This is a genomic window from Mesorhizobium sp. RIZ17 (genome assembly GCF_051127865.1).
Classification (GTDB): Bacteria; Pseudomonadota; Alphaproteobacteria; order Rhizobiales; family Rhizobiaceae; genus Mesorhizobium; species Mesorhizobium humile.
In genome coordinates this window covers 5,991,117-6,017,510 of sequence record NZ_CP147861.1, presented here as the reverse complement: position 1 = coordinate 6,017,510, position 26,394 = coordinate 5,991,117, and the positions used below count along the sequence as shown (strand labels likewise).

At 63.1% G+C, this 26,394-nt stretch carries 24 protein-coding genes and 2 tRNA genes; 12 read left to right on the top strand and 14 right to left on the bottom strand.

The annotated features are described in order from the left end of the window. Positions 1-299: 299 nt before the first annotated feature. From clpP to hupB, 4 genes are all read left to right on the top strand, one after another. A complete protein-coding gene (clpP, locus tag WDX12_RS29305) occupies positions 300-935 on the top strand; it encodes an ATP-dependent Clp endopeptidase proteolytic subunit ClpP (protein WP_434722938.1) in 636 nt (211 codons plus the stop codon). A gap of 291 nt (positions 936-1,226) precedes the next feature. Further along, entirely contained in the window at positions 1,227-2,501 is a 1,275-nt protein-coding gene (gene clpX, locus WDX12_RS29300; protein ID WP_320295909.1) for an ATP-dependent Clp protease ATP-binding subunit ClpX, read from the top strand. Between the two features lie 274 nt (positions 2,502-2,775). After that, the gene (lon, locus tag WDX12_RS29295; protein ID WP_320295908.1) at positions 2,776-5,187 is read left to right on the top strand and encodes an endopeptidase La; all 2,412 of its coding nucleotides are present in this window, start codon (positions 2,776-2,778) and stop codon (positions 5,185-5,187) included. Between the two features lie 194 nt (positions 5,188-5,381). Beyond that, complete coding sequence (gene hupB, locus WDX12_RS29290; protein ID WP_027166452.1) at positions 5,382-5,654, top strand: DNA-binding protein HupB; 273 nt, start codon at positions 5,382-5,384, stop codon at positions 5,652-5,654. 67 nt (positions 5,655-5,721) lie between these two features. Here the strand turns inward: hupB and WDX12_RS29285 are convergent, their stop codons facing one another. Continuing rightward, positions 5,722-6,744, bottom strand: coding sequence for an aldo/keto reductase (locus tag WDX12_RS29285; RefSeq protein ID WP_434722937.1), 1,023 nt, complete (start codon positions 6,742-6,744; stop codon positions 5,722-5,724). 186 nt (positions 6,745-6,930) lie between these two features. On the opposite strand from WDX12_RS29285, the gene hxlB reads away from it, so the two are divergent. Beyond that, positions 6,931-7,497, top strand: a complete 567-nt coding sequence (gene hxlB / locus WDX12_RS29280) for a 6-phospho-3-hexuloisomerase (RefSeq protein ID WP_434722936.1) — start codon at positions 6,931-6,933, stop codon at positions 7,495-7,497. Between the two features lie 3 nt (positions 7,498-7,500). Further along, a complete protein-coding gene (locus tag WDX12_RS29275; RefSeq protein WP_434722935.1) occupies positions 7,501-8,244 on the top strand; it encodes a creatininase family protein in 744 nt (247 codons plus the stop codon). Positions 8,245-8,414: 170 nt separating this feature from the next. Here WDX12_RS29275 and WDX12_RS29270 read toward each other — a convergent pair whose 3' ends face one another. The 3 genes from WDX12_RS29270 to WDX12_RS29260 all read right to left on the bottom strand — a co-directional run bounded on the left by WDX12_RS29270 (position 8,415) and on the right by WDX12_RS29260 (position 12,215). Continuing rightward, on the bottom strand, positions 8,415-9,332 hold the full coding sequence (locus tag WDX12_RS29270) for a carbohydrate ABC transporter permease (protein WP_434722934.1): 918 nt from the start codon (positions 9,330-9,332) through the stop codon (positions 8,415-8,417). Between the two features lie 9 nt (positions 9,333-9,341). Next, positions 9,342-10,457, bottom strand: coding sequence for a carbohydrate ABC transporter permease (locus tag WDX12_RS29265; protein WP_320295903.1), 1,116 nt, complete (start codon positions 10,455-10,457; stop codon positions 9,342-9,344). Positions 10,458-10,550: 93 nt separating this feature from the next. Then, positions 10,551-12,215 (bottom strand): ABC transporter substrate-binding protein, encoded by a 1,665-nt coding sequence (locus tag WDX12_RS29260; protein WP_320295902.1) that lies wholly within the window; start codon positions 12,213-12,215, stop codon positions 10,551-10,553. Between the two features lie 281 nt (positions 12,216-12,496). Between WDX12_RS29260 and WDX12_RS29255 the strand changes: the two genes are divergently transcribed. Genes WDX12_RS29255 through rbsK form a run of 3 tightly spaced genes read left to right on the top strand, consistent with a single transcriptional unit; the run spans position 12,497 to position 14,983 of the window. After that, positions 12,497-13,555, top strand: coding sequence for an ABC transporter ATP-binding protein (locus WDX12_RS29255; protein ID WP_320295901.1), 1,059 nt, complete (start codon positions 12,497-12,499; stop codon positions 13,553-13,555). 26 nt (positions 13,556-13,581) lie between these two features. Beyond that, positions 13,582-14,034 carry an RbsD/FucU family protein gene (locus WDX12_RS29250; protein ID WP_434722933.1) on the top strand — a complete coding sequence of 151 codons (453 nt, stop codon included), beginning with the start codon at positions 13,582-13,584 and terminating at the stop codon, positions 14,032-14,034. 4 nt (positions 14,035-14,038) lie between these two features. Beyond that, on the top strand, positions 14,039-14,983 hold the full coding sequence (gene rbsK, locus WDX12_RS29245; RefSeq protein WP_434722932.1) for a ribokinase: 945 nt from the start codon (positions 14,039-14,041) through the stop codon (positions 14,981-14,983). 236 nt (positions 14,984-15,219) lie between these two features. Here the strand turns inward: rbsK and WDX12_RS29240 are convergent, their stop codons facing one another. After that, positions 15,220-15,423 carry a hypothetical protein gene (locus tag WDX12_RS29240; RefSeq protein ID WP_027166441.1) on the bottom strand — a complete coding sequence of 68 codons (204 nt, stop codon included), beginning with the start codon at positions 15,421-15,423 and terminating at the stop codon, positions 15,220-15,222. Between the two features lie 331 nt (positions 15,424-15,754). Then, a tRNA-Asp gene (locus WDX12_RS29235) sits at positions 15,755-15,831 on the bottom strand. 218 nt (positions 15,832-16,049) lie between these two features. On the opposite strand from WDX12_RS29235, the gene WDX12_RS29230 reads away from it, so the two are divergent. Next, positions 16,050-16,125: transfer RNA gene (locus WDX12_RS29230), tRNA-Val, on the top strand. A gap of 74 nt (positions 16,126-16,199) precedes the next feature. Here the strand turns inward: WDX12_RS29230 and WDX12_RS29225 are convergent. From WDX12_RS29225 to WDX12_RS29195, 7 genes are all read right to left on the bottom strand, one after another. Further along, positions 16,200-16,757: a hypothetical protein gene (locus WDX12_RS29225; RefSeq protein ID WP_430699252.1), complete on the bottom strand. Its 558-nt coding sequence runs from the start codon at positions 16,755-16,757 to the stop codon at positions 16,200-16,202. 163 nt (positions 16,758-16,920) lie between these two features. After that, positions 16,921-17,676 (bottom strand): ABC transporter permease, encoded by a 756-nt coding sequence (locus WDX12_RS29220; protein ID WP_320295898.1) that lies wholly within the window; start codon positions 17,674-17,676, stop codon positions 16,921-16,923. Beyond that, a complete protein-coding gene (locus WDX12_RS29215; protein ID WP_434722931.1) occupies positions 17,673-18,446 on the bottom strand; it encodes an ABC transporter ATP-binding protein in 774 nt (257 codons plus the stop codon). The genes WDX12_RS29220 and WDX12_RS29215 overlap by 4 nt, the downstream gene beginning before the upstream one ends. Beyond that, positions 18,446-19,498 (bottom strand): ABC transporter substrate-binding protein, encoded by a 1,053-nt coding sequence (locus WDX12_RS29210; RefSeq protein WP_434722930.1) that lies wholly within the window; start codon positions 19,496-19,498, stop codon positions 18,446-18,448. The genes WDX12_RS29215 and WDX12_RS29210 overlap by 1 nt, the downstream gene beginning before the upstream one ends. A 66-nt stretch (positions 19,499-19,564) precedes the next feature. Further along, positions 19,565-19,999 carry a VOC family protein gene (locus WDX12_RS29205; RefSeq protein ID WP_320295896.1) on the bottom strand — a complete coding sequence of 145 codons (435 nt, stop codon included), beginning with the start codon at positions 19,997-19,999 and terminating at the stop codon, positions 19,565-19,567. A 2-nt stretch (positions 20,000-20,001) separates the two neighbouring features. Next, complete coding sequence (locus WDX12_RS29200) at positions 20,002-20,736, bottom strand: FadR/GntR family transcriptional regulator (protein ID WP_320295895.1); 735 nt, start codon at positions 20,734-20,736, stop codon at positions 20,002-20,004. Beyond that, entirely contained in the window at positions 20,733-22,169 is a 1,437-nt protein-coding gene (locus WDX12_RS29195) for an FAD-binding oxidoreductase (protein WP_320295894.1), read from the bottom strand. Before WDX12_RS29195 ends, WDX12_RS29200 begins: the two co-directional genes overlap by 4 nt. 197 nt (positions 22,170-22,366) lie before the next feature. Between WDX12_RS29195 and WDX12_RS29190 the strand changes: the two genes are divergently transcribed. Both WDX12_RS29190 and WDX12_RS29185 read left to right on the top strand, forming a co-directional pair. Next, positions 22,367-23,545, top strand: a complete 1,179-nt coding sequence (locus WDX12_RS29190) for a M24 family metallopeptidase (protein WP_434722929.1) — start codon at positions 22,367-22,369, stop codon at positions 23,543-23,545. After that, entirely contained in the window at positions 23,532-24,752 is a 1,221-nt protein-coding gene (locus WDX12_RS29185; protein WP_434722928.1) for a M20 metallopeptidase family protein, read from the top strand. The genes WDX12_RS29190 and WDX12_RS29185 overlap by 14 nt, the downstream gene beginning before the upstream one ends. A 134-nt stretch (positions 24,753-24,886) precedes the next feature. Here the strand turns inward: WDX12_RS29185 and WDX12_RS29180 are convergent, their stop codons facing one another. Next, the gene (locus WDX12_RS29180) at positions 24,887-26,167 is read right to left on the bottom strand and encodes a M23 family metallopeptidase (RefSeq protein WP_434722927.1); all 1,281 of its coding nucleotides are present in this window, start codon (positions 26,165-26,167) and stop codon (positions 24,887-24,889) included. Between the last annotated feature and the right edge of the window lie 227 nt (positions 26,168-26,394).

Here is a 26,394-nt window from a genome sequence, read left to right as displayed (position 1 = left end):
AGCGGAAGCTCCGGGGGCGGACAGCGATTTCAAGGCTTTTCGTTAAGCGTCGCGGTTAAGGAATTGCTACCCTGCGAACGGCGTTGGCAGTCAACCGAGACCGGGGCCTGCCTCACGGGGCTAGCCGCCCGGGTTTCCCGGGCCTGCAGCGCTTTACTCGACTTAACCAGATGGCTAGGAGAGGCGGCCTTGCGCTAGGGTGAGCCGGCATCCTATTTAGGTCGTAACCGATCCAGAACGATTCCGCGCGATTGTTGGTATACCGAGGCGCCGGAATCCATCTCCAACAAGGGTAGTCCATGAAGAACCCCGTTGAAACCTACATGAACCTCGTTCCGATGGTGGTCGAGCAGACCAACCGCGGCGAGCGTGCCTATGACATTTTCTCGCGCCTCCTGAAGGAACGCATCATCTTCATCACCGGTCCGGTCGAGGACGGGATGGCGACACTGGTTTGTGCACAGCTTTTGTTCCTCGAGGCGGAAAACCCCAAGAAGGAAATCAACCTCTATATCAATTCGCCGGGTGGCGTCGTCACCTCAGGCATGGCGATCTACGACACGATGCAGTTCATCAAGCCGGCGGTGTCGACGCTCTGCATCGGCCAGGCCGCGTCGATGGGTTCGCTGCTTCTGACCGCCGGTCACAAGGACATGCGTTTTGCCACGCCGAATGCCCGGATCATGGTCCATCAGCCGTCGGGGGGCTTCCAGGGCCAGGCTTCGGACATCGAACGTCATGCGCAGGACATCATCAAGCTGAAGCGCCGCTTGAACGAGGTCTATGTCAAGCACACCGGCAAGAGCTATGACGAGATTGAGAGGACGCTCGACCGCGACCACTTCATGACCGCGGACGAGGCCAAGGACTTCGGTCTGATCGACAAGGTCATCTCGAGCCGCGAAACCGTCGAGACCGCCACGGCTTCAGCCTGACCATCGACGGCAAATGGCAGCGTAACGCTGTTTTGGCGCGTCTTGCGGCATTTCGGCCACATTTGGCTGTTCCCTCAGGCGTTGGGATTGCCTACGTTAAGGCTATGTTGATTTTCGACGGCTTAGCTTTGTGTGGGGTTGCTGCGAATCATTGCCGCGTTTTCTGATTTGTGTTTCGTACGGAATGCGCTGTGTGAGCCGGGACACTGGCGGTGGCGGATTCCCGCGATAGATTGGTGAGACGTCACTCAAAGCCAGGCCATCGGTGGGCGTCGGTGAAAGGACAGGAAAATGAGCAAGGTAGGCAACAATAGCGGTGATTCAAAGAACACGCTCTATTGCTCGTTTTGCGGCAAAAGCCAGCACGAAGTCCGCAAGCTGATCGCCGGGCCGACGGTCTTCATCTGCGACGAGTGCGTCGAACTGTGCATGGACATCATCCGCGAGGAGAACAAGACCTCGATGGTGAAGTCGCGCGAAGGCGTGCCGACACCGCAGGAGATCCTCAAGGTTCTCGACGACTACGTCATCGGCCAGCCTTACGCCAAGCGCGTGCTGTCGGTGGCGGTCCACAACCACTACAAGCGCCTCGCGCATGCCGGCAAGAGCAACGACGTCGAACTGGCCAAGTCGAACATCCTGCTGATCGGCCCCACGGGCTGCGGCAAGACGTTGCTCGCGCAGACGCTGGCTCGCATCATCGACGTGCCGTTCACCATGGCCGACGCCACGACGCTTACCGAGGCCGGTTACGTCGGCGAGGATGTCGAGAACATCATTCTGAAGCTGCTGCAGTCGGCCGACTACAATGTCGAGCGCGCCCAGCGCGGCATCGTCTATATCGACGAAATCGACAAGATCTCGCGCAAGTCGGACAATCCCTCGATCACCCGCGACGTGTCGGGTGAGGGCGTGCAGCAGGCGCTGCTCAAGATCATGGAAGGCACCGTCGCTTCCGTGCCGCCGCAGGGCGGGCGCAAGCATCCGCAGCAGGAGTTCCTGCAGGTCGACACCGCCAACATCCTGTTCATCTGCGGCGGCGCCTTCGCCGGGCTGGACAAGATCATCTCGGACCGCGGCCGCAAGACCTCGATCGGGTTCGGCGCGACCGTTGCCTCGCCCGAGGATCGGCGCACCGGCGACCTGTTCCGGCAGGTCGAGCCGGAAGATCTGCTGAAGTTCGGCCTGATCCCGGAATTCGTCGGCCGTCTGCCGGTTCTGGCCACGCTGGAAGACCTCGACGAGCCGGCGCTGATCCAGATCCTGACCGAGCCGAAGAACGCGCTGGTCAAGCAGTATCAGCGGCTGTTCGAGATGGAGAATGTCGACCTGACCTTCCACGAAAACGCGCTGTCGGCGATCGCCAAGCGCGCCATCGAGCGCAAGACCGGCGCGCGCGGCCTGCGCTCCATCATGGAAGCGATCCTGCTCGACACCATGTTCGAGCTTCCCGCGCTGGAAGGCGTGCGCGAAGTGGTGATCTCGGAAGAGGTGGTGTCCGGCAACGCCCGGCCGCTCTACATCTATTCCGAGCAGAAGGAAAAGAAGGGCAATGTCAGCGCCTGAAATGGCGTTGACCCCACATTTTTCATGGAACGGCGCCCGCGTGGCGCCGTTTTGCTGTGAAAGGCGGGAAGGCATGCGATGGAACGGGTCGAGCGACCGTGTTAACCCTTGATCTTTGCCCCGGCTGCATCCACCTAACAGCAGAAGGCCGAGGCGCCGAATTCTGTGCTGTAAAACTCCCGTCACAAACGGTGGTAGGCGGAACGACCCTCGGTCGTTAATATGAGATTCGCGGTTGGCTAAAATAAGCGTCCGCGACATGAAAGGTTGGACAATGGCCAAGATATCCAAGGCTTCCGGCGACGGCGTTTTCGCAGTCCTCCCACTGCGCGATATCGTCGTGTTCCCGCATATGATCGTTCCGCTCTTCGTGGGCCGTGAAAAGTCGATCAAGGCGCTGGAAGAGGTGATGGGTCAGGAAAAGCAGATCCTGCTCGCCACCCAGATGAATGCAGCCGACGACGATCCCGAGCCCGATGCGATCTTCGACATCGGCACGCTCGCCAATGTGCTGCAGCTTTTGAAGCTGCCCGACGGCACCGTGAAGGTTCTGGTCGAGGGCGCCTCGCGCGCCAAGATCGTCTCGTTCACCGACCGCGCCGATTTCCATGAAGCCCGCGCCACCGCGCTCGCCGAACCGGAAGAGGAAGAGGTCGAGATCGAGGCGCTTGCCCGCTCGGTCGTCACCGACTTCGAGAATTACGTCAAGCTGAACAAGAAGATCTCGCCCGAAGTGGTGGGTGCGGCCAGCCAGATCGACGACTATTCCAAGCTCGCCGATACGGTCGCCTCGCACCTCGCCATCAAGATCCCCGAGAAGCAAGAGATGCTCGCCACGCTTTCCGTCAAGGAGCGTCTGGAGAAGGCGATGGGCTTCATGGAAGCCGAAATCTCCGTGCTCCAGGTGGAAAAGCGCATCCGCTCGCGCGTCAAGCGCCAGATGGAGAAGACGCAGCGCGAGTACTACCTCAACGAGCAGATGAAGGCGATCCAGAAGGAGCTCGGCGAGGGCGAGGACGGCCGCGACGAGGCCGCCGAGATCGAGGCGCGCATCAAGAAGACCAAGCTCTCCAAGGAGGCCCGCGAGAAGGCGGAGGCCGAGTTGAAGAAGCTGCGCTCGATGTCGCCGATGTCGGCTGAATCGACGGTGGTGCGCAACTATCTCGACTGGCTGCTGTCGATCCCGTGGGGCAAGAACTCCAAGGTCAAGCAGGACCTGAACTATGCGCAGGACGTGCTCGATGCCGATCATTTCGGCCTCGACAAGGTCAAGGAGCGCATCGTCGAGTATCTCGCCGTGCAGAGCCGACAGAAGAAGATCAAGGGGCCGATACTGTGCCTCGTCGGACCGCCTGGCGTCGGCAAGACCTCGCTCGGCAAGTCGATCGCCAAGGCGACCGGCCGCGAGTTCATCCGCATGGCGCTCGGCGGCGTGCGTGACGAGGCCGAGATCCGCGGTCACCGGCGGACCTATATCGGCTCGATGCCCGGCAAGGTCATCCAGTCGATGAAGAAGGCCAAGAAGTCGAACCCGCTCTTCCTGCTCGACGAGATCGACAAGATGGGCCAGGACTTCCGCGGCGATCCGTCATCGGCCCTGCTCGAGGTGCTCGATCCGGAGCAGAACTCGACGTTCATGGACCATTACCTCGAGGTCGAATACGACCTGTCGAGCGTGATGTTCGTGACGACGGCGAACACGCTGAACATCCCGGCGCCCTTGATGGACCGCATGGAGATCATCCGTATCGCCGGGTACACCGAGGACGAGAAGATCGAGATCGCCAAGCGTCACCTGATGCCCAAGGTGATCCGTGACCATGCCCTGCAGCCGAACGAATTCTCGGTCGGCGAGGACGCGATCCGCGGCATCATCCAGACCTACACGCGGGAAGCCGGCGTGCGCAGCCTGGAGCGCGAGCTGATGAAGCTCGGGCGCAAGGCGGTGACCGAGATCCTGCGGACGAAGAAGAAGACGGTGAAGATCACGGCGGACAACCTCGCCGATTATCTCGGCGTGCCGCGCTTCCGCTTCGGCCAGGTCGAAGCCGACGATCAGGTCGGCGTGGTCACGGGTCTTGCCTGGACGGAAGTCGGCGGCGAGCTGCTGACGATCGAAGGCGTCATGATGCCCGGCAAGGGCCGCATGACGGTGACCGGCAATCTGCGTGACGTGATGAAGGAATCGATCTCGGCGGCGGCTTCTTACGTCCGCTCTCGGGCTATCGATTTCGGCATCGAGCCGCCGCTGTTCGACAAGCGCGACATCCACGTCCACTTGCCGGAAGGCGCCACGCCGAAGGACGGCCCGTCCGCAGGTGCCGCGATGGCCACTGCCATCGTGTCGGTGCTGACGGGTATCCCGGTGCGGGCCGATGTGGCGATGACCGGCGAGATCACGCTGCGTGGCCGCATCCTGCCGATCGGCGGCCTGAAGGAGAAGCTGCTCGCGGCATTGCGCGGCGGCATCAAGAAGGTCCTGATCCCGGAAGAGAACGTCAAGGATCTGGCGGAGATTCCGGACAATGTGAAGAACGGCATGGAGATCATTCCGGTCTCGCGGGTTGGCGAGGTGCTGAGGCACGCGTTGGTCAGGATGCCGGAGCCGATCGAGTGGGTCGAGCCGGTCAATGCGCCGGCTCCGGTCGACAGCGGCGACGATGCCGGAAAGTCGCTTGCTCATTAGCGTTTGCTAACATTGCAGCGCACAAAGAGAGAGCCGGGCCTTGAGCCCGGCTTTTTCATGTGAAAAGCCACCAAAAAAAGCAAAAAAGCCCGGAATTCCGCGGTTTTCGGCTTGGGTTCCTGAACGCTTCTTTCTAAAGTCCGTTTCCTGCCGGATGAGTCGTAGTTCCGGTTTTCTCATGGAAGGGAATTTTTATGAACAAGAACGAACTGGTGTCCGCCGTCGCCGACTCCGCAAGCATTTCGAAGGCTGATGCGCAGTCCGCCGTCGATGCGGTGTTCTCCGTGATCACTGGCGAACTGAAGAAGGGCGGCGATGTCCGGCTTGTCGGCTTCGGAAATTTCACCGTGTCAAAACGCGCTGCTTCGACCGGCCGCAATCCGCAGACCGGCGCGGAAGTGAAGATCCCGGCGCGCACCGTGCCGAAGTTCTCGGCCGGCAAGGGCCTCAAGGACGCGGTCAACTAAGACCTTTTTTCTTTAAGAGCAGAAAAGCCGGGCTTGCCCGGCTTTTCTTTTTTGCGGTGGAAGTCGCTCAGGCCGTCGGCGCGTCGGCGCGCATCAGGCCTTCCTGTTTCAGATCCGCCCACAGCGCCGCCGGTATCCTGGTGTCGAGCAGCGCCCGGTTGCTTTCGACCTCGGCCGGCCGCTGGCCGCCGGGTATCACCGACATCACCGAAGGATGCTGTAGCGGGAATTGCAGCGCCGCCTCGATCAGCCGCACATTGTGGCGTTTGCAGACGGCTTCGATACGCGCCACGCGATCCAGGATCTCCTTGGGCGCTTCGCTGTAATTGTAGAAGGCGCCGGGCTTCGGTCCGGTCGCAAGCACGCCGGAATTGTAGGGGCCGCCCAGCACGATGCCGATGCCGCGCTTCTGGCAAAGCGGCAGGAAGGATTGCAGCGCCTCCTGCTCCAGCAGCGTGTAGCGGCCGGCAAGCAGGAACAGGTCGAAGTCGCCGCGCTCGGCAAGCGTCTGGGCGACCTGCCACTCGTTGATGCCGCCGCCAAAGGCCTTGATCACGCCCTGGTCGCGCAGCGCCAGCAGGCCGTAATAGCCGGACGACATGAATTCCTCGATGCGGGCATCCGAGGCCTCCTTGCTGCCATGGGTGAAGATGTCGACGTCATGGACGAAAAGGATGTCGATGCGGTCGACGCCCAGGCGCTCCAGCGAGGCCTCGAAAGAGCGCATGACGCCGTCATAGCTGTAGTCGTAGACTTCCCGGCGCGACGGCGTCTCGAAGAACTTGCCGATGCCGGTGCGCTTGTCCGGCGGGGCGACGCGCATGATGCGGCCGACCTTGCTCGACAACACATAGTCGTCGCGCTTCTTGCCGCGCAGGAAGGGATTGAGGCGCGTTTCCGACAGGCCGAGGCCGTAGAGCGGGGCCGTATCATAATAGCGGCATCCGGTCGCCCAGGCCGCCTGCAAGGTAGCATTGGCGTCCTCGTCGGAAATGGCGCGGTAGAGATTGCCGAGCGGCGCGGCGCCGAAGCCGAGCTCGGTGAAGGTGATGCCGCCATTGCCGATGCGGTCGAAATGCCGTGTCTTCATGTCTGACGATGTCCCGGAGTGATTTGTCTGACATGACACTATCACGCTCGTGGCCCAGCAAAAGTGCCGAGGCTCGTTGGACAGCGATTTTCGCGGTGGTAGCATGAACAGAAACAAGCTTTTCGCGGCAGCATACCGCAAATCCACAAAGCGTCGCGACACCTCTCAGGCAGGGTGAGAGCCATCATGACCAAAGCCGGATCAGGCATGTTCGCGACCGCGCTGGACGAGCTTGGCGCGGTGCTGGCGCGTACGGATGAAGCCCGGATCGACGCCGCCTGCGAAATGCTTGCCGACGCCGCCCGGATCGCCGTCTATGGCTGCGGTCGCGAGGCGCTGCAGGTGAAAGGCTTCGCCATGCGGCTCTACCATCTCGGCCTGCCGGTCTCGGTCGTCGGTGACATGACCACGCCGCCATTGGGGCGAGGGGATGTGTTCCTGGCGAGTTCGGGGCCAGGCGAGACCACCACGGTGCTGACCTTGATGCGGGTTGCTCGCGCGGCCGGCGCGAAGGTGCTGCTGTTGACGGCGGAACCGGAAAGCAGCTCGGAGAAACTCGCCGACTTCACGCTGCTCATCCCGGCGCAGACGATGGCCAGCGACCAGGGCGCCGCCCGGACTTCGGTTCTGCCGATGGGCTCGCTGTTCGAGGGCGCGCTGTTCCTCTTGTTCGAGATCATGGTGCTGAAGCTCAAGGCGCTGACAAAAGCCACGCCGGAAGCGATGCGCGCCAGGCACACCAATATGGAGTAGGGGATGCGCTACGAGCTGATGCTGCCGCACCAGATCCGCAAGGCGATCGAGGAGAACTGGCCGGTCGCGCTGCCGCTCGGTGTGCTCGAATACCATGGCGAGCACATGGCGGTCGGCATGGACACGCTGGCCGTCATCAAGACGGTGGAGCTGATCGAAAAGGAGAGGGACATCGTCATCCTGCCGCCCTTCTACTACGGCGCGGCAAGCTATGCGGTGGCGGCGCCCGAAGGCAGCGGCTCGGTGCAGGTCGGCGGTCCGGTGCTTTCGCCATTCGCCGATGAATTGTTCTACGGCCTGCTGCGCATCGGCTTCCGCAACATCCACGCCATCATCCACCACCAGACCGAGAATTTCGTGGCCGGCATGCCGACCGATCTCGCCTTCAAGACCGCTGGCCGCCAGGCGATCTTCCGCTTCCTGGAGAAGGAACGTGGCGAGGGTTGGTGGGGCTCCAACACAATGGCCGATTACTATGCCGGCCATGCGCAGGGCGAGAATGTCTTCAACTGGGTGCAGGTGCATCCTCTGATGCCGGCCGCGATGAACGGCAAATATCCGTTCGACCATGCCGGCATCGGCGAAACCTCGCTGATGTTGGCGCTATGCCCGGAGGCGGTGGACGAGAAGCGCTTCGCCGACAACACCGGCTGGTATACGAAAAGCGCGTCGGAGGCCTCGGCGGGTCTCGGCAAGATCGGCGTTGCCATGATCCTCGACCATCTGCGGTCGATATTGGTCAGCTAGGCGCGGCTCCTCCTTCTCCCCTTGTGGGAGAAGGTGGATCGGCGCGATAGCGCCGAGACGGATGAGGGGTGTTCCAGCGGAGTGAGGCGCTGGCTTTCCCTGGAGCACCCCTCATCCGTCGCCTTCGGCGACACCTTCTCCCACAAGGGGAGAAGGAAGAAGTGCCATCGCTACTTCACCGAGCCGGCCGTCATGCCCATGATCAGATAGCGCTCGAGCGCGATGCCGATGATGGCCAGCGGCGCGATCGCGGCCGTGGCAAGCGCCGCCATCGACCACCAGTTGATGCCTTGCGAGCCGGTCTGGCTCGCCACCATGACGGGGATGGTCTTGGCATCGGTCGACGTCAGAAGGGCGGCGAAGAAATACTCGTTCCAGCACAGCACCATCGCCAGGATGAAAGCGGCGACCATGCCGGGCAGCGCGATCGGCATGACGATGCGGAAGAAGGCGCCCCAGATCGACAGCCCGTCGACCAAAGCTGCTTCCTCCAATTCGACCGGAATAGAGTTGAACTGGTCGCGCATGATCCAAATCACGATCGGCAGCACCATCAGCGTGTAGAGGAGCACGAGCCCGATGCGCGTGTCGAGGAGGGCCACTTCGCGGTAGAGCACCAGGAAAGGCAGCGCCAGCACGACCGGCGGCAGGATCAGCTGCGACAGGAAGAAGAAGGAGATGTCCTCGTTCTTGAACCAGGCGAACTTGTAGCGGTAGCGGACAAGGCCATAGGCGGCGAGGCTGCCGATGATGATGGCGAGGCCCGATGCCCCGACAGAGGTGATGACGGAGTTCATGAAGCGCTTGAAGAATTCGTCGCGCACGGTCGAGGTCTGGAAGATCGAGTCCGGCGACAGGCCGAGCGAGCGCCAGCCCTTCCAGTCCGGCTGGAAATCGACGAAGGGGACGAGATGGCCCTGCGTGACGTCGACCGCCGATTTGAACGAGGTGGTGATCGTCCAGTAGATCGGGAACAGGCAGACGAAAGCCCAGAACACAAGCGCGCCATAGATGAAGACGCGGCTGGCGACGAAGGCCGCCGGCGAGCGGATTTCGGAAACGGTGTAGTCGGTGGTCTGGACGCTCATGATGGCCGCTCAGTTGACGTTGCGCACGAAGCGACTGGCGAATTTCAACAGCCAGGTCACGAAAACGACGATGATGATCAGATAGGCCATGGCGAGCATGGTGCCGTAGCCGACATTCGAGCGGTCGCGATATTCGCGATAGATGAAGCTCGACACGGAATCGGTGGCGCCGCCGGGGCCGCCGGAGGTCAGGGTGATGATGATGTCGGCAAGCTTCAGCTTGAAGATGATGCGCAGGATAACGGCCGTCACCGACACCGGCAGCATCAGCGGAAAGGTGACTTGCCAGAATGTCTGCCACGCGGTCGCGCCGTCGACGCGGGCGGCTTCCAGCACCTCGCGCGACATCGCCTGCAGGCCGGCAAGCAGCATGATCATCATGAAGGGGATGAAGGTCCAGGCGTCGAGCATCATGATCGAGATGCGGGCGGTGATCGGATCGGAGAAGAAGGCCGGATTGTCCCAGCCGAGATGACGCGCCAGCGTCGCCGCCGGTCCGAACCGGTACTCCATCAACGACTTGCCGACCATCCAGGACACGGCGACCGGCGACAGCATCAGCGGCAACAGGAAGACGACACGGAAGAATTTGCGGGCCCGGATCTGCGCGTTGAGCAGCAGCGCCAGGCCGAAGGCGATGACATATTCGACCAGCACCGCAAGCACGTAGAGCACCATGTTGAACAGCGCGTTGCGGTAATAGGGATCGGCCAGCATCTGCCAGAAATTGTCGAGGCCGTTGAACCTGCGCCCGGTAAACGAGCTGAGGTTCCAGTCGGTCAGCGCGATGTAGAAGCCGAACAGCGTCGGGAAGATCACCATGGCGATGGTGAAGAGCAGCGCCGGCAGAAGGAACAGCGCGCGCTGGCCGTCCTCGCCACGCGTCAGCACCTGCCAGGCGCCGAGCGCTGCGCCCCACAAGATGTAGGCGTAGATCACCGGGCGCCAGGTGTCGAAACCGACCGTGGACATTTCGGTCTTGTAGAGAACCTGCACGACGATGATCGCCAGCAGGCCAAGGGTCGCGAGGGCCAGCAGACCCCAGCCGAGGCGCTTGCGGCCTGCCGGGATCAGGTCGGCCGGATTTGCCGCCCACGCATTCGCGGTCGAAGTCTGCTCAGCCACGCCTCTCGCCTCTTTGACTGACGACCGGCCGCAGCCGGTCAAAGATGCGGCCCGGCGACTGGTGCCGCCGGGCCGCGACTTCCGTGAGACAGCTTACATGCCGAGCGAAGCTTTGTAGAGCTTCACCTGCTTGTCACGTCCGATCTGGTCGGTCAGCTTCTCCCATGCGGCGGCGATGGCGTCGGCGCCTTCCTGCGCCTTCATCTTGCCGGCGAAGGTGTTGGCCAGGATATCCTCGGCAGCCGAATAGTACTGGAAGATGCCGGGGATGCGCGGCTCGATCGCAGCGTTCGGATGGTTGTAGGAATCGCCTTCCGACTTGAGATAGGAGGTGATGAAGGCCTCGTCATAGCCGGCCGCCACCCATTCGGGAATGTTGAAATGGGAGTTGCGGTAGGGCTGGAAGCCCGACGGATACATCGCCGTCCAGATCGACAGGTCCTTGCCGCCGAGATGGGCCGCGGCGGACCATGCGGCCTTCTTCTTCTTTTCGTCCTTGTCGACGCGGGCCATGACATAGACGCCCCAGCCAAGATAGGCGCAATTCGGCGAATAGTTCGGGCCGCTGGCGAGCTTTTCCCACTTGCCGGTCTTGGAATTGTAGACGTCGTCGGAGCCCGGCAGGATCGAGAAGCCGGTGACGTCGCCGATGACCGATGAGTCGTTGGTCTTCACGTTCGAGCCGACGTCGCCCCACCACGGGATCATCGAGCCGGTGCCGGCCAGGAACTGCTGGAAGGCAGTCGTGTTCGGATCGGCGTTGATCTGGTCGGCAGGCTCTGAGGGCAGGGCGTCGATCACGTCCTGGATGGCGCGCACCCAGGCTGGATTGTTGACGCGCGGCTTCATCGTGTCGGCGTCGAACAGCCAGGCCTTGTCATCGGGATGCTTGGCATAGGCGGTGGCGCGGCTGCCGAGGAAGTAGAAGCCGAAACCGCCCCAGGGCTTGGGCGCATCGAGATAGCCATAGACGTCTTGGCCCTTGAATTTCTTGCCCTTCAGGAACTTGGTAACGGCCTGCACTTCCTGCCAGGTCTTCGGCACGCCCCATTCGGTCGTGGCGCCGCTTTCCTTCCAGGCCTTGGCGAGGTCGGCATCGGCGAACACGTCGGTGCGGTAGTTGAAGTTGTGCGTGTCACCGTCGATGGTCACGCGATACTGCTTGCCGTCCCAGGTGCCGACCGGCGGCTTCAGGTAGTTGACGAGATCGTCGAAATCGATCTGTTTCTTGACCCAGTCGGGCATCTCCGAGGTGAGGCCCTTGCCGCAGACGTCACCTTCGAAGGGCGCGCCCATTTCGATGATGTCGAAGTCGACGGTGCCAGTGGCGATCGACTGCTGCAGGCGGGCGTTGTAGTCTGCCTGGGCGAGGTCGATCCAGCTGATCTTGGCGCCGGTATAGGCTTCCCATGGCTTCAGGAAGCCGCGGAACAGCACGTTGTGCAGGTTCTGGTTGTTGAGGCCCATGAAGGTGAGCTCGACACCGGCGAACTCGCCTTCCTTGACATTGGCCTTGGTCGCTTCGAGGCAGAGCTCGCCGACCTTCTGGAAATCCGCATCGGTCGGCTGGCCCTTGCCGACGCCGGGGATCTGCAGGATCTTCGCACGCAGGCTGTCATCGGCGGCGGCCGGCCTCGTCAGCGCGCCGAGCCCGGCGCCGGACGCGGCGGCGATCGCGGCCATCGAGGCGGCACCTTTCAGCAGATCGCGGCGGCTGGCGCCGGCGCGCATCAGTTTTTCATACAGGTCGACTCTCATCTACAGGTTCCTCCCAGAACAACAGCCATTGAATTGAAGTGCCAATCTCTCGGACGTCGAAACGTCTGACGGTTCTCCTCGATCATACGGGGACGTGGGACCCCACCCTGCGTCGCCGGAGATCCGATCTCAGGGTAACAGATCTGCTCTCGGATTGGCACTCGCCACTATTCGCGTAATCGATTACCTTGTCAACAGGATTGGGTTTTTATCTATAAGATACCGACTTGCCGTCGCCGTTGGCAATGGCTAGCTTCACCGCAAACGATAAAGGGGAGACGATGGCTCAAGTAGCGATCAGCAGTGTGGCCAAGGCGTTCGGAACCGTCAAGGTCCTGCATGAGGTCAGTGTCGACATCGCCGACGGCCAGTTCGTCGTGCTGGTTGGCCCGTCGGGCTGCGGCAAGTCCACGCTCTTGAGGATGGTGGCCGGGCTGGAGACGGTTTCCGGCGGCACGATCTCGATCGGCGATCGCGTCGTCAACAACCTGCCGCCGGCCAAGCGCGACATCGCCATGGTGTTCCAGAATTACGCGCTCTATCCGCACAAGACGGTGGAGCAGAACATGGCCTTCGCGCTGAAGCTGCGCGGCACCGATCCGGCCGTCGTCGCCGAGCGGGTCAAGCGCGCCGCCGACATCCTCGACCTGGCGCCCTATCTCAGGCGCTATCCGCGCCAGCTTTCCGGCGGCCAGCGCCAGCGCGTCGCCATGGGCCGCGCCATTGTGCGCAATCCGCAGGTGTTCCTGTTCGACGAGCCGCTTTCCAATCTCGACGCCAAGCTGCGCGTGCAGATGCGCACCGAGATCAAGGAACTGCACCAGCGGCTGAAGACGACCACCATCTACGTCACCCACGATCAGATCGAGGCCATGACCATGGCCGATAAGATCGTCGTGATGCGCGACGGCCGCATCGAGCAGGTCGGCGCGCCGCTGGAACTGTTCGACCGGCCGGCGAACCTTTTCGTCGCCGGCTTCATCGGCTCGCCTTCGATGAACCTGCTTAAGGGCACCGTGAAGAAGGCTGAGAAGGCGGTCGTCGAGATCGCCGGCACGGCGTTCCCGATGCCGCCGGGAGTTGCTGCCGAGGATGGCCAGGCCGTCGTCTACGGCGTGCGGCCGGAGCATCTGGAGATCCATCCGGACGGCGTCGAGTCCAAGATCTCGGTGGTCGAGCCGACAGGCTCCGAGACCCTGGCCTTCGTGCGCTTCGGCGAGGGCGAGATGGTGGCGCTGTTTCGCGAGCGCCACGACTTCAAACCGGGCGACACGCTGAAGCTCAAGCCGCGCCTCGACCAGGTCCACCTCTTCGACGCCGGCACCGGCAAGCGTCTCTGACCGCATCAACCCTTCAAGAGGAAACCATGCTCAAAGGGATCAATCCGCTGCTCAATGCCGATGTGCTCCAGGCGCTGCGGGCGATGGGCCATGGCGACGACCTGATCATCGCCGACACCAATTTCCCGTCCGATTCGGTGGCGCGGCAAACCGTGCTCGGCAAGCTGTTGCGCATCGACGCGACGGCGGCCGAAGTGGTGAAGGCGGTGCTGTCGGTCTTGCCGCTGGATACTTTCGTCAACGATGCGGCGGCGCGCATGGAGATCGTCGGCAAGCCGAACGAGATTCCGCCGGTGCAGAAGGAGGTCCAGAAGGAGATCGACGCGGCCGAGGGCAAGCCCTGGCCGATGATCTCGATCGAGCGCTACGCCTTCTACGAGCGCTCCAGGAGAGCTTATTGCGTGATCCAGACCGGCGAGCGGCGCTTCTATGGCTGCTTTGCCTTCCGCAAGGGCGTCGTGCCGCCGGATGCGGAGTAAGGACATGGCTATCGGCAAGCCCGTCGTCACGAAGCCTGTTGTAATTTTGGGTGTGTTCGTTGCCGACACCGCCTATCGCGCCGACCGCCAGCCGCGCCTGGGCGAGACGATCCTCGGCAATTCCTTCAAGCTCGGCCCGGGCGGCAAGGGCTCGAACCAGGCCGTGGCCGCCGGCAAGCTTGGCGCCGACATCACTTTCCTGACCAGGCTCGGCGTCGATGCCTTCGCCGACATGGCCAAGCAGACCTGGAAAGACGCAGGCGTGAAAAGCGCCGTCATCGACACGCCGGACAGCTATACGGGTGCCGCCTACATCTTCGTCGAGGAAGGCAGCGGCAACAATGCCATCATCGTCAGCCCGGGCGCGGCAATGCTGATTTCCCCGGTCGACATCGAAGCGCATGCCGAGCTCATTCGTTCCGCCGGCGTCTTCGTCACCCAGCTTGAGCAGCCGATCGACGCGGCATTGAAGGCGCTCGAGATCGCGCGCGGGGCAGGGGTGACGACCATCCTCAATCCCGCGCCGGCCGCCAGCCTGCCCGACCGCATCTACACCCTCTGCGACTATGTCACGCCCAACGAGACCGAAGCCGAAGGACTGACCGGCATCAAGGTTTCGTCGATCGACGACGCCCGCCGCGCCGCCGATGCCCTATTGGCCAAGGGCGTCGGCGCCGTCATCGTGACGCTCGGCGAGAAGGGCGCCTTGCTCCACACCAAGGAGCGATCCGAACATGTCGGCGCGGTCAATGCGGGCCCAGTGGTCGAGACCACGGGGGCGGGTGACGCGTTCAACGGCGGCCTGGCCGCAGCGTTGGCAAAAGGCGTCGAGCCGCTGGAGGCCGTGCGCTTTGCCTGCGCGGTCGCCGGCATTTCTGTGACCCGCCCAGGCACCGCGCCGTCGATGCCGACATTGCGGGAGGTCGAGGCGCTGCTCGCCAAGGCCTGACGCCTCCCGTCCACCTGTCTTTCTCGGCTTTGTTAGCGGCTCCTTAATCCGGAACGCAACGGCGGCGAGCGCGTTCATCGTCCTGGTCGGCAACGCCGATTGGAACGGCTGGATGAAAAAGCCTTACGAAAAGCCCACGCTTACGAAGCGGCAGAAGCTCACCGAACGGACGGCCCAGATCATCGCTTCCGGCGTCGTCCTGGGCGAATGATTTCCTGAATCGGGCTCGGATAGCGCTACAGAATCCTGCTGGTCAGCTCCAGCATCGTCGTTGCGCCCTGCTCGCTGCCGGGCATATGCACCACGCGCAGAACCCGAAGGTCCCTGCTCGATCCTTCGACCGGCATTGAAACGCTTTCACCGACCCGTGGCAATTCCTGGAAGGCGAGCTCGTCGACGTCCCTGGCGTCATCGATCGAAATGCGGCATCTCACAGCCATCTTGATCTCCCGTCATTTTCGCCCGTGGGCTGAACGAGGCAAGATTGGAATGGTTCCCGGGTAAAGGCCCTCGGTTGTCAAACCCGCTGCGACATTCGCGCGGCGTCGGTTGCTTCAACGCCTTGAATTGACTTCGCAATTGGCCAGAGGTCGTTAGCTGGCCAACTCGGCGATGTGGGCAATCGGCTTGTCCTCTTCCATGCGGCAGGCGCAGGCCGGCAGGCGGTGTAGAAGCAGACCGCGATCCGCGGTGGTCAAGGCGATACGGCCGGAACACCCGTCAAAGCGCGCCGCACAAGCCGGATTTTCTGATTGACCCCGGAAAGGGAAATGGCGCGAGTGACGGGGCTCGAACCCGCGACCTCCGGCGTGACAGGCCGGCACTCTAACCGACTGAGCTACACCCGCGCACTGACGAGCACGTGTCAGCCGTGTTCGTCGTTGGGGCGGTGGATAAGGGGTTCGTTTGCGGGTGTCAAGCGCAGCATCGAAGCATAACAGCAATCAGCAGAAGGTTTTTTGACAGCGGCGTCCTGGCTGGGGAAAACCGCACCGCGACGGGTGCGCCGTCCGTTCATTTGGCCTTGCGGATGCGGCCCTAACTGCTTAAAGGTCCGCGCTCAAGCGGGCGATTAGCTCAGTTGGTAGAGCGCTTCGTTTACACCGAAGATGTCGGCGGTTCGAGCCCGTCATCGCCCACCAGCCTGTCGAACAAGCTGAAACGGAATGTGGCGGCGGCCCTTGCCAGGGCCACCACCTTATCGAGCGGCGGGCTGCTACTGCCTGACGTAGCACCTTTTTTCCGCGCCCGGAGCAGGATCACCGCCAAAGGAGTCGTTGCTGCAGTCGACGCCGTTCCTGAAGACATCCTGCGTGTACCGGCCGCGTGCGCCGTATCTGACCACCGCACGACCTTCGAAATCGCAGAAATCGCCCTCACCGGCGCAGGCAACCCAATCGCCGCGGTCCGGCCGTGAGCCGTAATCGCCCCCGTAATTGTTGTCATCGCCGTAGTTGTTGTCACCGCCATAGCCGCCGCGGCCGCGCGCCACGTAATAGCAAGCTTTCTCGCGGCCGGGTGCAGGATCACCGAAAAGGCGATTTGAGCAAGGCACGGCCCGGCGGTCGAAAAACCGGGACGTCGTTCGACCCCGGGCGCCGTAGATCACTTGCGTGGGATAGGGCAGGCGGCATATGCCGCCTTCATTGGCGCATCGCCGCAGCTGCTGCGCCGAGGCGGTGCTTGGGAAAAGGGCCGTGGCGGTCGCGGCCAGGCCGACCAGGCAAATGACCGCCAGTGCCATCCGGATCAGGAAAGTAGGGGTTTTCGACACGATTCGTCTCCCGTTTTGATTGCATCGGACACCCTACAGCGAAGCTGTTGAATGTGCGATGAACGCTTTGGTCGCCGGTCGTATGCCAGATTATCGCTCGCTGCGTCCGGTTGTCGAGGAGTCAAGGAAGCGATGCCGACCAACGGTTCGGCCGGCTGTGATTTCAGTATTTTATGATCCGCCGCTCAACGAGGACCACGATGCAGAACAGTGCGATCGACAGCGACGACGACAGCACGATCGCGGCGTAGAGGCGGTCGGACTGGTAGTTGAAGGTCGCCTGGATGATCAGCGCGCCGAGCCCTTTGTCCGAACCGATCCATTCGCCGACGATGGCGCCGATGACGGCGGTGGCCGAGGCGATCCTGAGCGAGGAGAACAGCATCGGCAGCGCGCGCGGCAAGCGCAGACTCCAGAAAATCTCCGAGCGTGTCGCCGACAGCACCCTGAACAGTTCGTGCTCGTTGTCGCTGGCCGAATCGAGCCCACGGATCATGTTCACCAGCGTCGGGAAGAAGCAGATCACCGCGGCGATAACGATCTTCGGCGTCATGCCGAGACCGAAGATCAGGATGATGATCGGCGATAGCGCCAGGATCGGAATGGTGTTGAAGAAGAGCACGATCGGGAAATAGGCGGCCTGAAGGACGCGGCTGTGGACAAAGAGCACGGCCAGCAGCACGGCAGCCAGGTTGCCGATGACGAAGCCGGCCAGCGCCTCGATCAGCGTCGGCCGCAGATTGTCGATGAGGAGCGAAAAGTTCTTCTGGAAGACACCGAAGATCGCCGTCGGCGTCGGCACGATATAGGCCGGTACGCCAAGCAGGGGCAGCAAGTATTGCCAGGCGAGCAGGATTGAAGCCGCGCCCAGGACGGGAAGCGCAAGGGTCATTTGCGGAGAGAGCGGCGCCTGTCTCACGATGCGCGCTCCAGCGCCGTCCGCAAATCGGCCATGGCGGCGACGATCGCCGGATCCTCGCGCTTGCAGCGATTGCTTTCCTGCTTGAAGGGCCGCATGTCGAGGTCCCTGACGACACGCCCCGGATTGGCGGCCAGCACGATCACGCGTTCGCCGAGATAGGCGGCCTCGGCGATCGAATGGGTGACGAAAAGGATCGTCGTGCCGGTGCGCCGCCAGAGCGCGAGAAGCTCGTCGTTCAACCGGTCGCGCGTGATCTCGTCCAGCGCGCCGAAGGGTTCGTCCATCAGCAGCAGTTTCGGTTCGCCGAGTAGGGCGCGCGCGATCGCGACGCGCTGGCGCTGGCCGCCGGAGAGCTGGTGCGGCAGGCGCTCGCTGAAGCCGCCGAGGCCCATGAGCTCCAGCAGCTCCGTGCTGCGGTCCTCGATCCTGCGGGTCAGGCTGCCCTGGCCGACGCCGAGCGGCAGGCGCACATTGTCGCGCACCGTGCGCCAGGGGAGCAGGGTGGAATCCTGGAAGACGAAGCCGACGTCGCGGCGCGAGCGCACCGCATGCGGCGTTTCGCCGAGCACGCTGATTGAGCCGCCGAGCGGATCGAGCAGGTCGGCCACCACCCTGAGCAAGGTCGACTTGCCGCAGCCGGACGGCCCCAGGATCGACAGGAAGGAACCGGCCGCGACGGTCAGGTCGAGGCCGGAGAGCACTTTGACGGCCGTCTGCCGGCCGCCATAGCCGACATCTAGCTGCCGCGCTTCGATAGCCTCCACCATCACGCCGCGGGCGCGTCGAGCTTGGGCCGGTCGGCGGCCGACAGTTCCAGGATCTTGGTCGTGTAGACATCCTTGGCTGCCGGACGGCCGTTCGGATATTGGCCGACCTTGTCGAGCAGCGCCAATTGCTCCTCGATCGAGGCGGGGTCGAACGTGCCCCAGCCATCCTTGGCGGTCGCGCCGTCGAAGGAGAGTTTCAGCACCAGATTGACGGTCTTTTCCTCCCAGCCGAGATCCATTTCCGGATAGGCGGCGACCATCTTCTTCACCGCTTCCTGCGGGTTGGCATGCACCCAGCCCCATCCCTTGCCGACGGCGCCGATGAACTTGGCCAGGGTCTCCGGATCCTTTTCGATCGCAGTGTCGGTGGCGAAATAGACGTCGGCGTAGGAGCTCAATCCAAGGTCGCGAGTCAGAAGGTCGATGCGGTCATCGCCGACGACGCTCAGTGCCTGCGTGTTGGTGATCCAGCCGCCGATCGCATCGACGTCGCCGCGCACCAGCGGCGCCTTGTCGAAGCCGACATTGACGATGGTCACCTCGGAAGGATCGATGCCGTTCTTGGCCAGGATCTCGTCGATGACGAAGCGCGCCGTCGGCTGGATGCCGATCTTCTTGCCCTTGAGATCCGCGACGCCGCGGATCGGCTTGGCCGACTTCGAGGTCAGCGCGTAGGGACCGGTGCGGAAGCCGCAGGCGATGATCTTGATCGGCACGCCGCTAGCGCGCGCCGAATAGAGCTGTGGCGTCTCCGAGAACTGGCCAAGCTGCGCGGCGCCCGAGATGACCGGCGGGACGGTCGAAGCGTTGGGGCCGCCGGGGCTGAATTCGACCTCCAGCCCGGCATCCTTGAAATAGCCGTTGGCGACGGCCGCGATGTCGCCGATCTGGCCGTTGGACATCAGCCAGTCATACTGGATGACGACCTTGCCGGCGGCCTTTGCGCCCGGCGTCAGCACCAGCTGCATACCGGCCGACACGGCCGCCACAGCCGCCACGCCGCCTTTCATGAAAGCGCGACGGTTCAATTCGAAGTCCCTGTTCCCATTCATTTTTCGCTCCTGTTGCAGACTTTCTCGTCTCTTCTTCAGGCGCCGCTCCCTTCAGCGCGGCGTCGTCTACGGCTGTTCGTCGTGGTAGTCGCCGGGGCCGCCGTCGAGCCAGGCGTAAAGCTCCCAGAGTGTGTCGTCCGGGTCGGTGAAATAGGCGCAGCGCGCATTCCAGGCGTAGTTTTCGGGCGGGCCGTAGAAAGGCACGCCCTTGCCGCTGAGTTCGGCATGCATGCGGTCGATGTCTGCCGGCGTATCGAGCTGCACGGCGACGCAGACCTTGTGCGCCTGGCGCTGCGATTTCAGCTTCGACACGCCGGTATGGCGGTTGATGTGGTCGAGTTCCCAGGCGGCGAGCGTGACGCCCTCGCCATGGAAATCAGCAAAGCCTTCGGCGCGGCGGCGCAGGCGGAAGCCGAGCTTGTCGACATAGAATTCGACGGTGCGCTCGATGTTTTCCACCAGCAGGCAGACGTCGGAAATGCGGGTGATGCTCGCCGGCATGGCTATTTCGCTCCGTCGGTTTTCGGCAGCGGCAGCCTGACGCCGACGCGATTGGCGGCGCCGACGATGTGAGCCCGCATTGCCGCTTCCGCCGCGGCCGGATCGCCCGCCACCAGCGCCTCGTAGATGCGCACATGCTCGCCGACATTGATCTCGACGAGGTCGTGCAGCGGGTTGGTCATACGGGCGTAGTGGATGGAGTGACGGATCTGCTCGCAGACGAACGAGATGAAAGTGTGGATGTAGCTGTTGCCGGTGGCGCGCGCGATCTCGCGGTGGAAGAGCAGGTCGGCGTCGATGCTGCCTTCTTCCCAGCGCTCTTCGCCGCCCATGCGGTCGAGCGCTGCCTTGATCGAATCGAGATGCTCCTTAGTGCGCCGCGCCGCGGCGAGTGCCGCCGACTCGGCCTCAAGGATGCAGCGCAACTCGAACAGCCGCTCCATGTTGTGCGTGTCCTTGAGCGCCTCGCGGTCGATGCGGATCGCGGCCCGCTGCTCGGGCGCCAGCACGAAGGCGCCGATGCCTTGCCGCGCCTCGATCATGCCGTCAGCCCTGAGCTGAGCGATCGCCTCACGCACCACATTGCGGCTGACGCCGAACTTTTCCGACAGCTCCTGCTCGGTCGGCAGCCGCGCGCCGGGGTTCAATTCGCCGGATTCAATCTCGCGGCTAAGGAAGGCCGCGACCCGGTGTGGCAAGGTCTCGACGGTGCCGATGGCGGCCAGTCTCTGCTTCATGAAAGAATCTCCGTCGCGGGCAACAGACAACCGGGATTCATCAGTCCCTTGGGGTCGAGCGCAGTCTTCAGCGCCGCGACCATGTGGCGATGCGTCGGCGAGAGCCCGGTCCAGAATTCCTCGCGCCGGCTGCGGCCGATACCGTGTTCCGCGCTGATCGAACCGCCGAGGCCGACGGCGATTTCATAGAGACCGGCGATGACTTCAGCGCCCCGCGCGCGGGCATGGTGCTCGGCAAGTTCAAGCGGCGGCAGCACGTTGAAATGGATGTTGCCGTCGCCGGCGTGGCCATAGACCAGCGGAATCCAGCTGGGATGGCTATTCGCGATGAAGTGCCGGGCTTGGCTGATCAGGGCAGGGATGTCGGAGATGCGCACCGATAGATCGGTCCGAACATGATAGCCGCGCCTGGCCTGGCCTTCGACCAGCCCTTCGCGGATCGCCCAGAAGCTCCTGGCCTGCACGCTGCTCGTGGCGAGAACCGCGTCGGTCACCAGGCCTTTTTCCATGGCATCGGCCAGGAAACTGGCCAAGAGAGTATTGAGATCGATACCCGGCCCGGAGGACAATTCCATCAGCACCTGCACGGGCGCCGAGACCGGCGCAGCTATGCCTGGGTCGATCAGCCGGGCGAGCTCGATACATTCCGAACCGATGATCTCGAAAGCGGAGATCAGGTCCGAACAGTCGCGGCGCGCCCGATTGAATAACTGGATGGCAGCTTCGAAAGAAGCGAGACCGAGATAGGCTGTCTCTGTTTGAACCGGCTTCGGAAAGAGCTTCACCTCGACACCCGTGATGATGCCCAGTGTGCCTTCCGAGCCGATGAAAAGCTGCTTCAGGTCGTAGCCGCTGTTGTTCTTGCGCAGCCCGGCAAAACCGTTCCACAGCTCGCCATTCGCAAGTACGACCTCCAACCCGAGGATGAGGTCGCGCGCCATGCCATAGCGCAGCACGTTGACGCCGCCGGCATTGCTCGCCGCATTGCCGCCGATCTGGCAGCTGCCCTGCGCGCCGAGCGCCAACGGGAACAAGCAATCCTGCGCCTCGCACGCGTCCTTGATCGTCTGCAGCACGCAGCCGGCATCGGCACGCAGGGTGAAATTTTCCGTATCGATCTGCCGGATGGCGTTCAGCCGCTCAAGGCTGACGACAACCAGACCACGGCCTTTGCTGTCGATCGCGCCCGACACCAGCCCGGTGTTGCCACCCTGCGGGATCACGCCGAGCCCAAGCTCGCTGCACAGACGCATCACGGCCTGGACTTCGCCGACCGAGCCTGGCCGCAGCACGGCAAGAGCCTCGCCTCGGTAATCGCCTGCCCAATCGCCCAGATATTTCGCCATACCGGCGGCATCGGCGGTGAATCCGCCTGGGCCGACTGCGCCTTCGATGGCGCTAAGGATTTCCGGCGAGAGATGGTGAACGGTCATGAAAATTCATGTCTGGATATCGGGTGATACATATCATCCTACAACTTAATTCGAGTCAACAGGCGGACTCTGTCATCGGACTAGGCCCTGCCTATGCATCGTCCTGGCTGATTGCCGGCCGCCGAAACCACCGCGATGGTGGGCGCTACGGGAGACGCGGCTCGTCCCCGGCCAGATCGATCCGGTGAGGAGAAAAGATGATTGAACTGCCCTTTGTCCGCGAAGAGTACCGGCAGCGGCTCGGAAAAATCCGTGCCGAGATGGCCAGGCGCGGCATCGAACTCCTGATCGTCAACGACGTCGCCAACCAGCATTACATCACCGGTTATGACGGCTGGTCTTTCTACACGCCGCAGGTGGTGCTGGTTCCGATCGAGGATGCCGAGCCTGTCTGGATAGGCCGCGCCATGGACGCGGCCGGCGGCTTGCTGACGGCCTGGATGAAGCCGGCAAACGTGGTCGGCTTCCCGGAGGACCATGTTCAGCGCGCCGACCGTCATCCCATGGACTGGATCGCGGCCTGGATCGTCGCCAAGGGCTGGGGCAGCCGCCACACCGGCATCGAGCTCGAAGCCTATTATTTCTCACCCAAGGCGCATGCGCGGCTCGTCGCCGGATTGCCCAATGCGAAATGGCATGACGCCGACCTGCTTGTGAACTGGATCCGCGCGGTGAAATCGGCGCCGGAAATCGCCTATCTGCGCAACGCATCGAGGCTGGCCGAAGCAGCGGTCGCGCGGGCGTTCGAAGTCATTGCGCCGGGTGTGCGCGAGTGCGACGCGATCGCCGCCATCCAGGCGGCGCAGATCGCCGGCAGCCCTAATTTCGCCGGCGACATCACCGCGCTGCCGCCGACGATCCTGGGTGGTGAAAATGCTTCCGCGCCGCACATCATGTGGAGCGACAGGCGGTTCGGAAAGGACGAAACGATCGCCTTGGAGCTTGCCGGCGTTTGCCGCCGCTATGCCGCCGGGCTGGCCAGGACGATGCAGCTCGGCAAGACGCCGACCCGCGTCGCGGACACGGCAAAGGCTGTGATCGAGGGCATGGATGCGGTGCTCGATACCGTACGGCCGGGCACGACCGCGGAAGCGGTCGAAGCTGCCTGGCGCAAGGTCATCGCGCGTTACGGGCTGAAGAAGGAATCGCGCATCGGCTACTCCATCGGCGTCGCCTATCCGCCCGATTGGGGCGAGCATACGATCAGCCTCAGACCCGGCGACAAGACGATGCTTCAACCCGGCAATGTCGTTCATTCGATCCTGGGCATGTGGATGGACGGCTGGGGCATCGAGATCAGCGAGACCATTCTGGTGACCGACACCGGCAACGAGACGCTGACGAAGTTCCCGCGGGATATCCATGTCAAATCCTGACCGGCCTGCGGGCGATACCGTGCCCGAGATCGACGCCGGGATTCTCGATCGGATGATCGAGATCCGCCGCCATCTGCACCGCCACCCGGAGCTTTCGAACCGCGAGGTGGGCACGCAGCGCTATTTGCGCGAGATGCTCGCGAGCGAAGGCATCGCCGAGATTCGGGACGTTGCCGGTTACGGGCTCGCCGTCGATATCGTCGGCACCGGCCGGCCCTCCAATCGCAAGCTCGCCATTCGCGCCGACATCGACGCTTTGCCGATCGAAGAGGAATCCGGCGTCGATTATGCGTCGGAAAATCCGGGCGTGATGCATGCCTGCGGCCATGACGCCCATGCCGCGATGGGCTTTGCGGTGGCCGCGCACCTGCATCGGTCGCGTGAAAATTTCGGCGGAACCGTCCGCCTTGTCTTCCAACCAGCCGAGGAAGATGAGCCGTCAGGCGGCAAACGGGTGGTGGAGGAGGGGCTTCTCGACGATGTCGACGCCGCGATCTGCGTCCATGTCGATCCGTACACGCCGTCGGGTAAGGTCGCTGTCGGCTCCGGCCCCTACACTTTGGCATGTGACACGTTCGATGTGCTGGTCACCGGCTCGGCGGCGCATGCGGCAAAACCCTATGAAGGCATCGACGCGCTGACCGTGGCCTGCTCCATGGTGAGCGAGCTGCAGAAGATCGTTTCGCGCGAGACCGATCCTTACGATCCGCTGGTCATTTCGGTGACCGCCATCAATGGCGGCAATGCCTACAACGTGACCGCCGGCAAGGTCGCGTTCAAGGGCACCATCCGCAGCGGCAGTGACGCCACCCGCGAGCGTGCCTGGCGCCGGCTTCGCGAGGTGCTGGAGGGAGTGGCTTCCAGCCACGGCGCCAGCGTGCGGGTCGACCTGCATCGAGGCGAACCTGGCGTCGTCAACGATGTCGAGATGGCAGCCCTGATCATGGCCGGCGCCAAGGCCAGCATCGGCGCGGAGAATGCGCTCAGCATGCCCGGATGGAGCATTGCCGACGACTTCGGCTATTACAGCGAGAAGCGTCCGTCGGTCTATTTCCGGCTCGGCATCCGCAACGAGGAGGTCGGGTCGGTCTATCCGCTTCACCATGCCAGGTTTCGCGTCGACGAGGCCGCGTTGAAGAGCGGCGTTCTTACGCTGGTCTCGGCAGCAACGATGTACCTGGCCGGGCAGGAGAATCCCGACGCCTAGTGCATTTCACCGTTTCACGGAAACGGCGAAATGCCCTATCTCTTTGTTTTTACGCAATTCCGGGCGGAAAACCGCTCACACTTTTCCTGGAATTGCTCTAGCGAGCTCGCCGGCGCCGGTGTTGGATCAGCCGGTCAAAGATACTGCGCTACCTTCTTGCCGACGGTCAGGAAGCGCAGCGGGTCGACCGCCTCGCCGCCGTGGCGCACTTCGTAGTGAAGGTGCGGGCCGGTCGAGCGGCCGCTGCTGCCAGTCTTGCCGATGACGTCGCCGGCAGCTAGCTTCTGGCCGATGGCAACATCGATCTCGCTCAGATGTCCGTAGCGCGTGGCAAAGCCATTGCCATGGTCGACCTCGACCATGCGGCCGTAGCCGCCGGCCCAGCCGGCGCGGGTGACGGTGCCGGCGGCCGTGACCTTGGCCGGCATGCCGATCGGGGCCCTGAAATCCATTCCGGTATGCAGGGCGGCGGTGCCGAGGATCGGATCGGTGCGCACGCCGAACGGGCTGGTCACCGTACGGCCAGGGGCAGGATTGGTGAGCGGCAGCTTGCGCGCCTCCTTCTTCACCTCGTCTAGTGCATCGAGCGCCTCGTCCAACTCCTTGACTCGGCTGTCGAAAACCATCGAGGGATCAATCGGAACCAGCGGGCCGCCGACATCGCTCTTGTTAAGTTCGCTGTCGACCGGCAGGCCCGCCGCTTCCAGTGCCTGGGCGATGGCATCGGCATTCTTGTAAGCGTTGTCGGCAAGCGTGGTGATGCGCGAAAGCTGCTGGGTTTCGATGGCCTTCAGCGAGGCATTGATTGAGACGAACAGCTTGTCGGCGCGATCGGCGGCCGTTTCGCCGTCAAGCGGCTCGGACCTTGTCGACCAAAGCGAGAAGGGCCTGGTGTCGCCGGCGCTCAAGGATGCGACGGAATAGGTCGGCGCCTGCGAAAGGCTGCCGGTCACCTCGGCGTGGTCATCGGGCTTGGGCGCCGCCGCGCCGGTTGCGGGTGTGTCGCCGACCTCGTTCTCGGCGCGCTCTAGGATCGGCCCGAGCCGTCCGTGCCGCTCGCTGAGCTGGGTCTGCCTGGCCAGCAGCTCGCTGACCTTGGTCTCCATCTGTTGCTGGTCGAGAAGCTGGCGGCTGGTGATGCGGTCGACCTGGGCGCGAAGGGCCGAGATGCGGTCCTCATAGGCCTGCTGCATGCGCGCCTGCCTTGCCGTCGTGGCGCCGATCAGGTCGTCGCGCAGCACCAGATAGGACGTGGCGAGTAAATAACCGATGGCGATGGCCGCCAGAGCGGAGCCGATAAAGGCGGCGAGCCAGGGGCGGATGGTGAAATGCCTTATCTCATTGCCCCGGGCGATGATGACCGTGTGCGGTTCCTTGCGTCTGCCGAAGACAGCTGACTGACCGGTTTGTTTCACGGGACCGAGCTTTCGTTACGGGGCCAACGACAAGCTCGATTACACATTATTAGGGTTAACAAAGTTTTGCCGCGTCGACAGCGCAGGCCTGAATGCACGCAGCACGGGCAGGAGGTTGCACGAAAATCTCCGGGACGCGGACACCATGCCGCGAAATCGTTGGCGATGAACACCAATATTGTGCCACGAGCAGCCTGCAGCCCGCAAAGCAAGGCTCGGGTTTCTTA

Coding starts and splice junctions, on each gene's coding strand:
- clpP (WP_434722938.1), top strand. CDS start 300: ATGAAGAACCCCGTTGAAACCTACATGAACCTCGTTCCGATGGTGGTC.
- clpX (WP_320295909.1), top strand. CDS start 1,227: ATGAGCAAGGTAGGCAACAATAGCGGTGATTCAAAGAACACGCTCTAT.
- lon (WP_320295908.1), top strand. CDS start 2,776: ATGGCCAAGATATCCAAGGCTTCCGGCGACGGCGTTTTCGCAGTCCTC.
- hupB (WP_027166452.1), top strand. CDS start 5,382: ATGAACAAGAACGAACTGGTGTCCGCCGTCGCCGACTCCGCAAGCATT.
- WDX12_RS29285 (WP_434722937.1), bottom strand. CDS start 6,744: ATGAAGACACGGCATTTCGACCGCATCGGCAATGGCGGCATCACCTTC.
- hxlB (WP_434722936.1), top strand. CDS start 6,931: ATGACCAAAGCCGGATCAGGCATGTTCGCGACCGCGCTGGACGAGCTT.
- WDX12_RS29275 (WP_434722935.1), top strand. CDS start 7,501: ATGCGCTACGAGCTGATGCTGCCGCACCAGATCCGCAAGGCGATCGAG.
- WDX12_RS29270 (WP_434722934.1), bottom strand. CDS start 9,332: ATGAGCGTCCAGACCACCGACTACACCGTTTCCGAAATCCGCTCGCCG.
- WDX12_RS29260 (WP_320295902.1), bottom strand. CDS start 12,215: ATGAGAGTCGACCTGTATGAAAAACTGATGCGCGCCGGCGCCAGCCGC.
- WDX12_RS29255 (WP_320295901.1), top strand. CDS start 12,497: ATGGCTCAAGTAGCGATCAGCAGTGTGGCCAAGGCGTTCGGAACCGTC.
- WDX12_RS29250 (WP_434722933.1), top strand. CDS start 13,582: ATGCTCAAAGGGATCAATCCGCTGCTCAATGCCGATGTGCTCCAGGCG.
- rbsK (WP_434722932.1), top strand. CDS start 14,039: ATGGCTATCGGCAAGCCCGTCGTCACGAAGCCTGTTGTAATTTTGGGT.
- WDX12_RS29240 (WP_027166441.1), bottom strand. CDS start 15,423: ATGGCTGTGAGATGCCGCATTTCGATCGATGACGCCAGGGACGTCGAC.
- WDX12_RS29215 (WP_434722931.1), bottom strand. CDS start 18,446: ATGGTGGAGGCTATCGAAGCGCGGCAGCTAGATGTCGGCTATGGCGGC.
- WDX12_RS29210 (WP_434722930.1), bottom strand. CDS start 19,498: ATGAATGGGAACAGGGACTTCGAATTGAACCGTCGCGCTTTCATGAAA.
- WDX12_RS29205 (WP_320295896.1), bottom strand. CDS start 19,999: ATGCCGGCGAGCATCACCCGCATTTCCGACGTCTGCCTGCTGGTGGAA.
- WDX12_RS29200 (WP_320295895.1), bottom strand. CDS start 20,736: ATGAAGCAGAGACTGGCCGCCATCGGCACCGTCGAGACCTTGCCACAC.
- WDX12_RS29195 (WP_320295894.1), bottom strand. CDS start 22,169: ATGACCGTTCACCATCTCTCGCCGGAAATCCTTAGCGCCATCGAAGGC.
- WDX12_RS29190 (WP_434722929.1), top strand. CDS start 22,367: ATGATTGAACTGCCCTTTGTCCGCGAAGAGTACCGGCAGCGGCTCGGA.
- WDX12_RS29185 (WP_434722928.1), top strand. CDS start 23,532: ATGTCAAATCCTGACCGGCCTGCGGGCGATACCGTGCCCGAGATCGAC.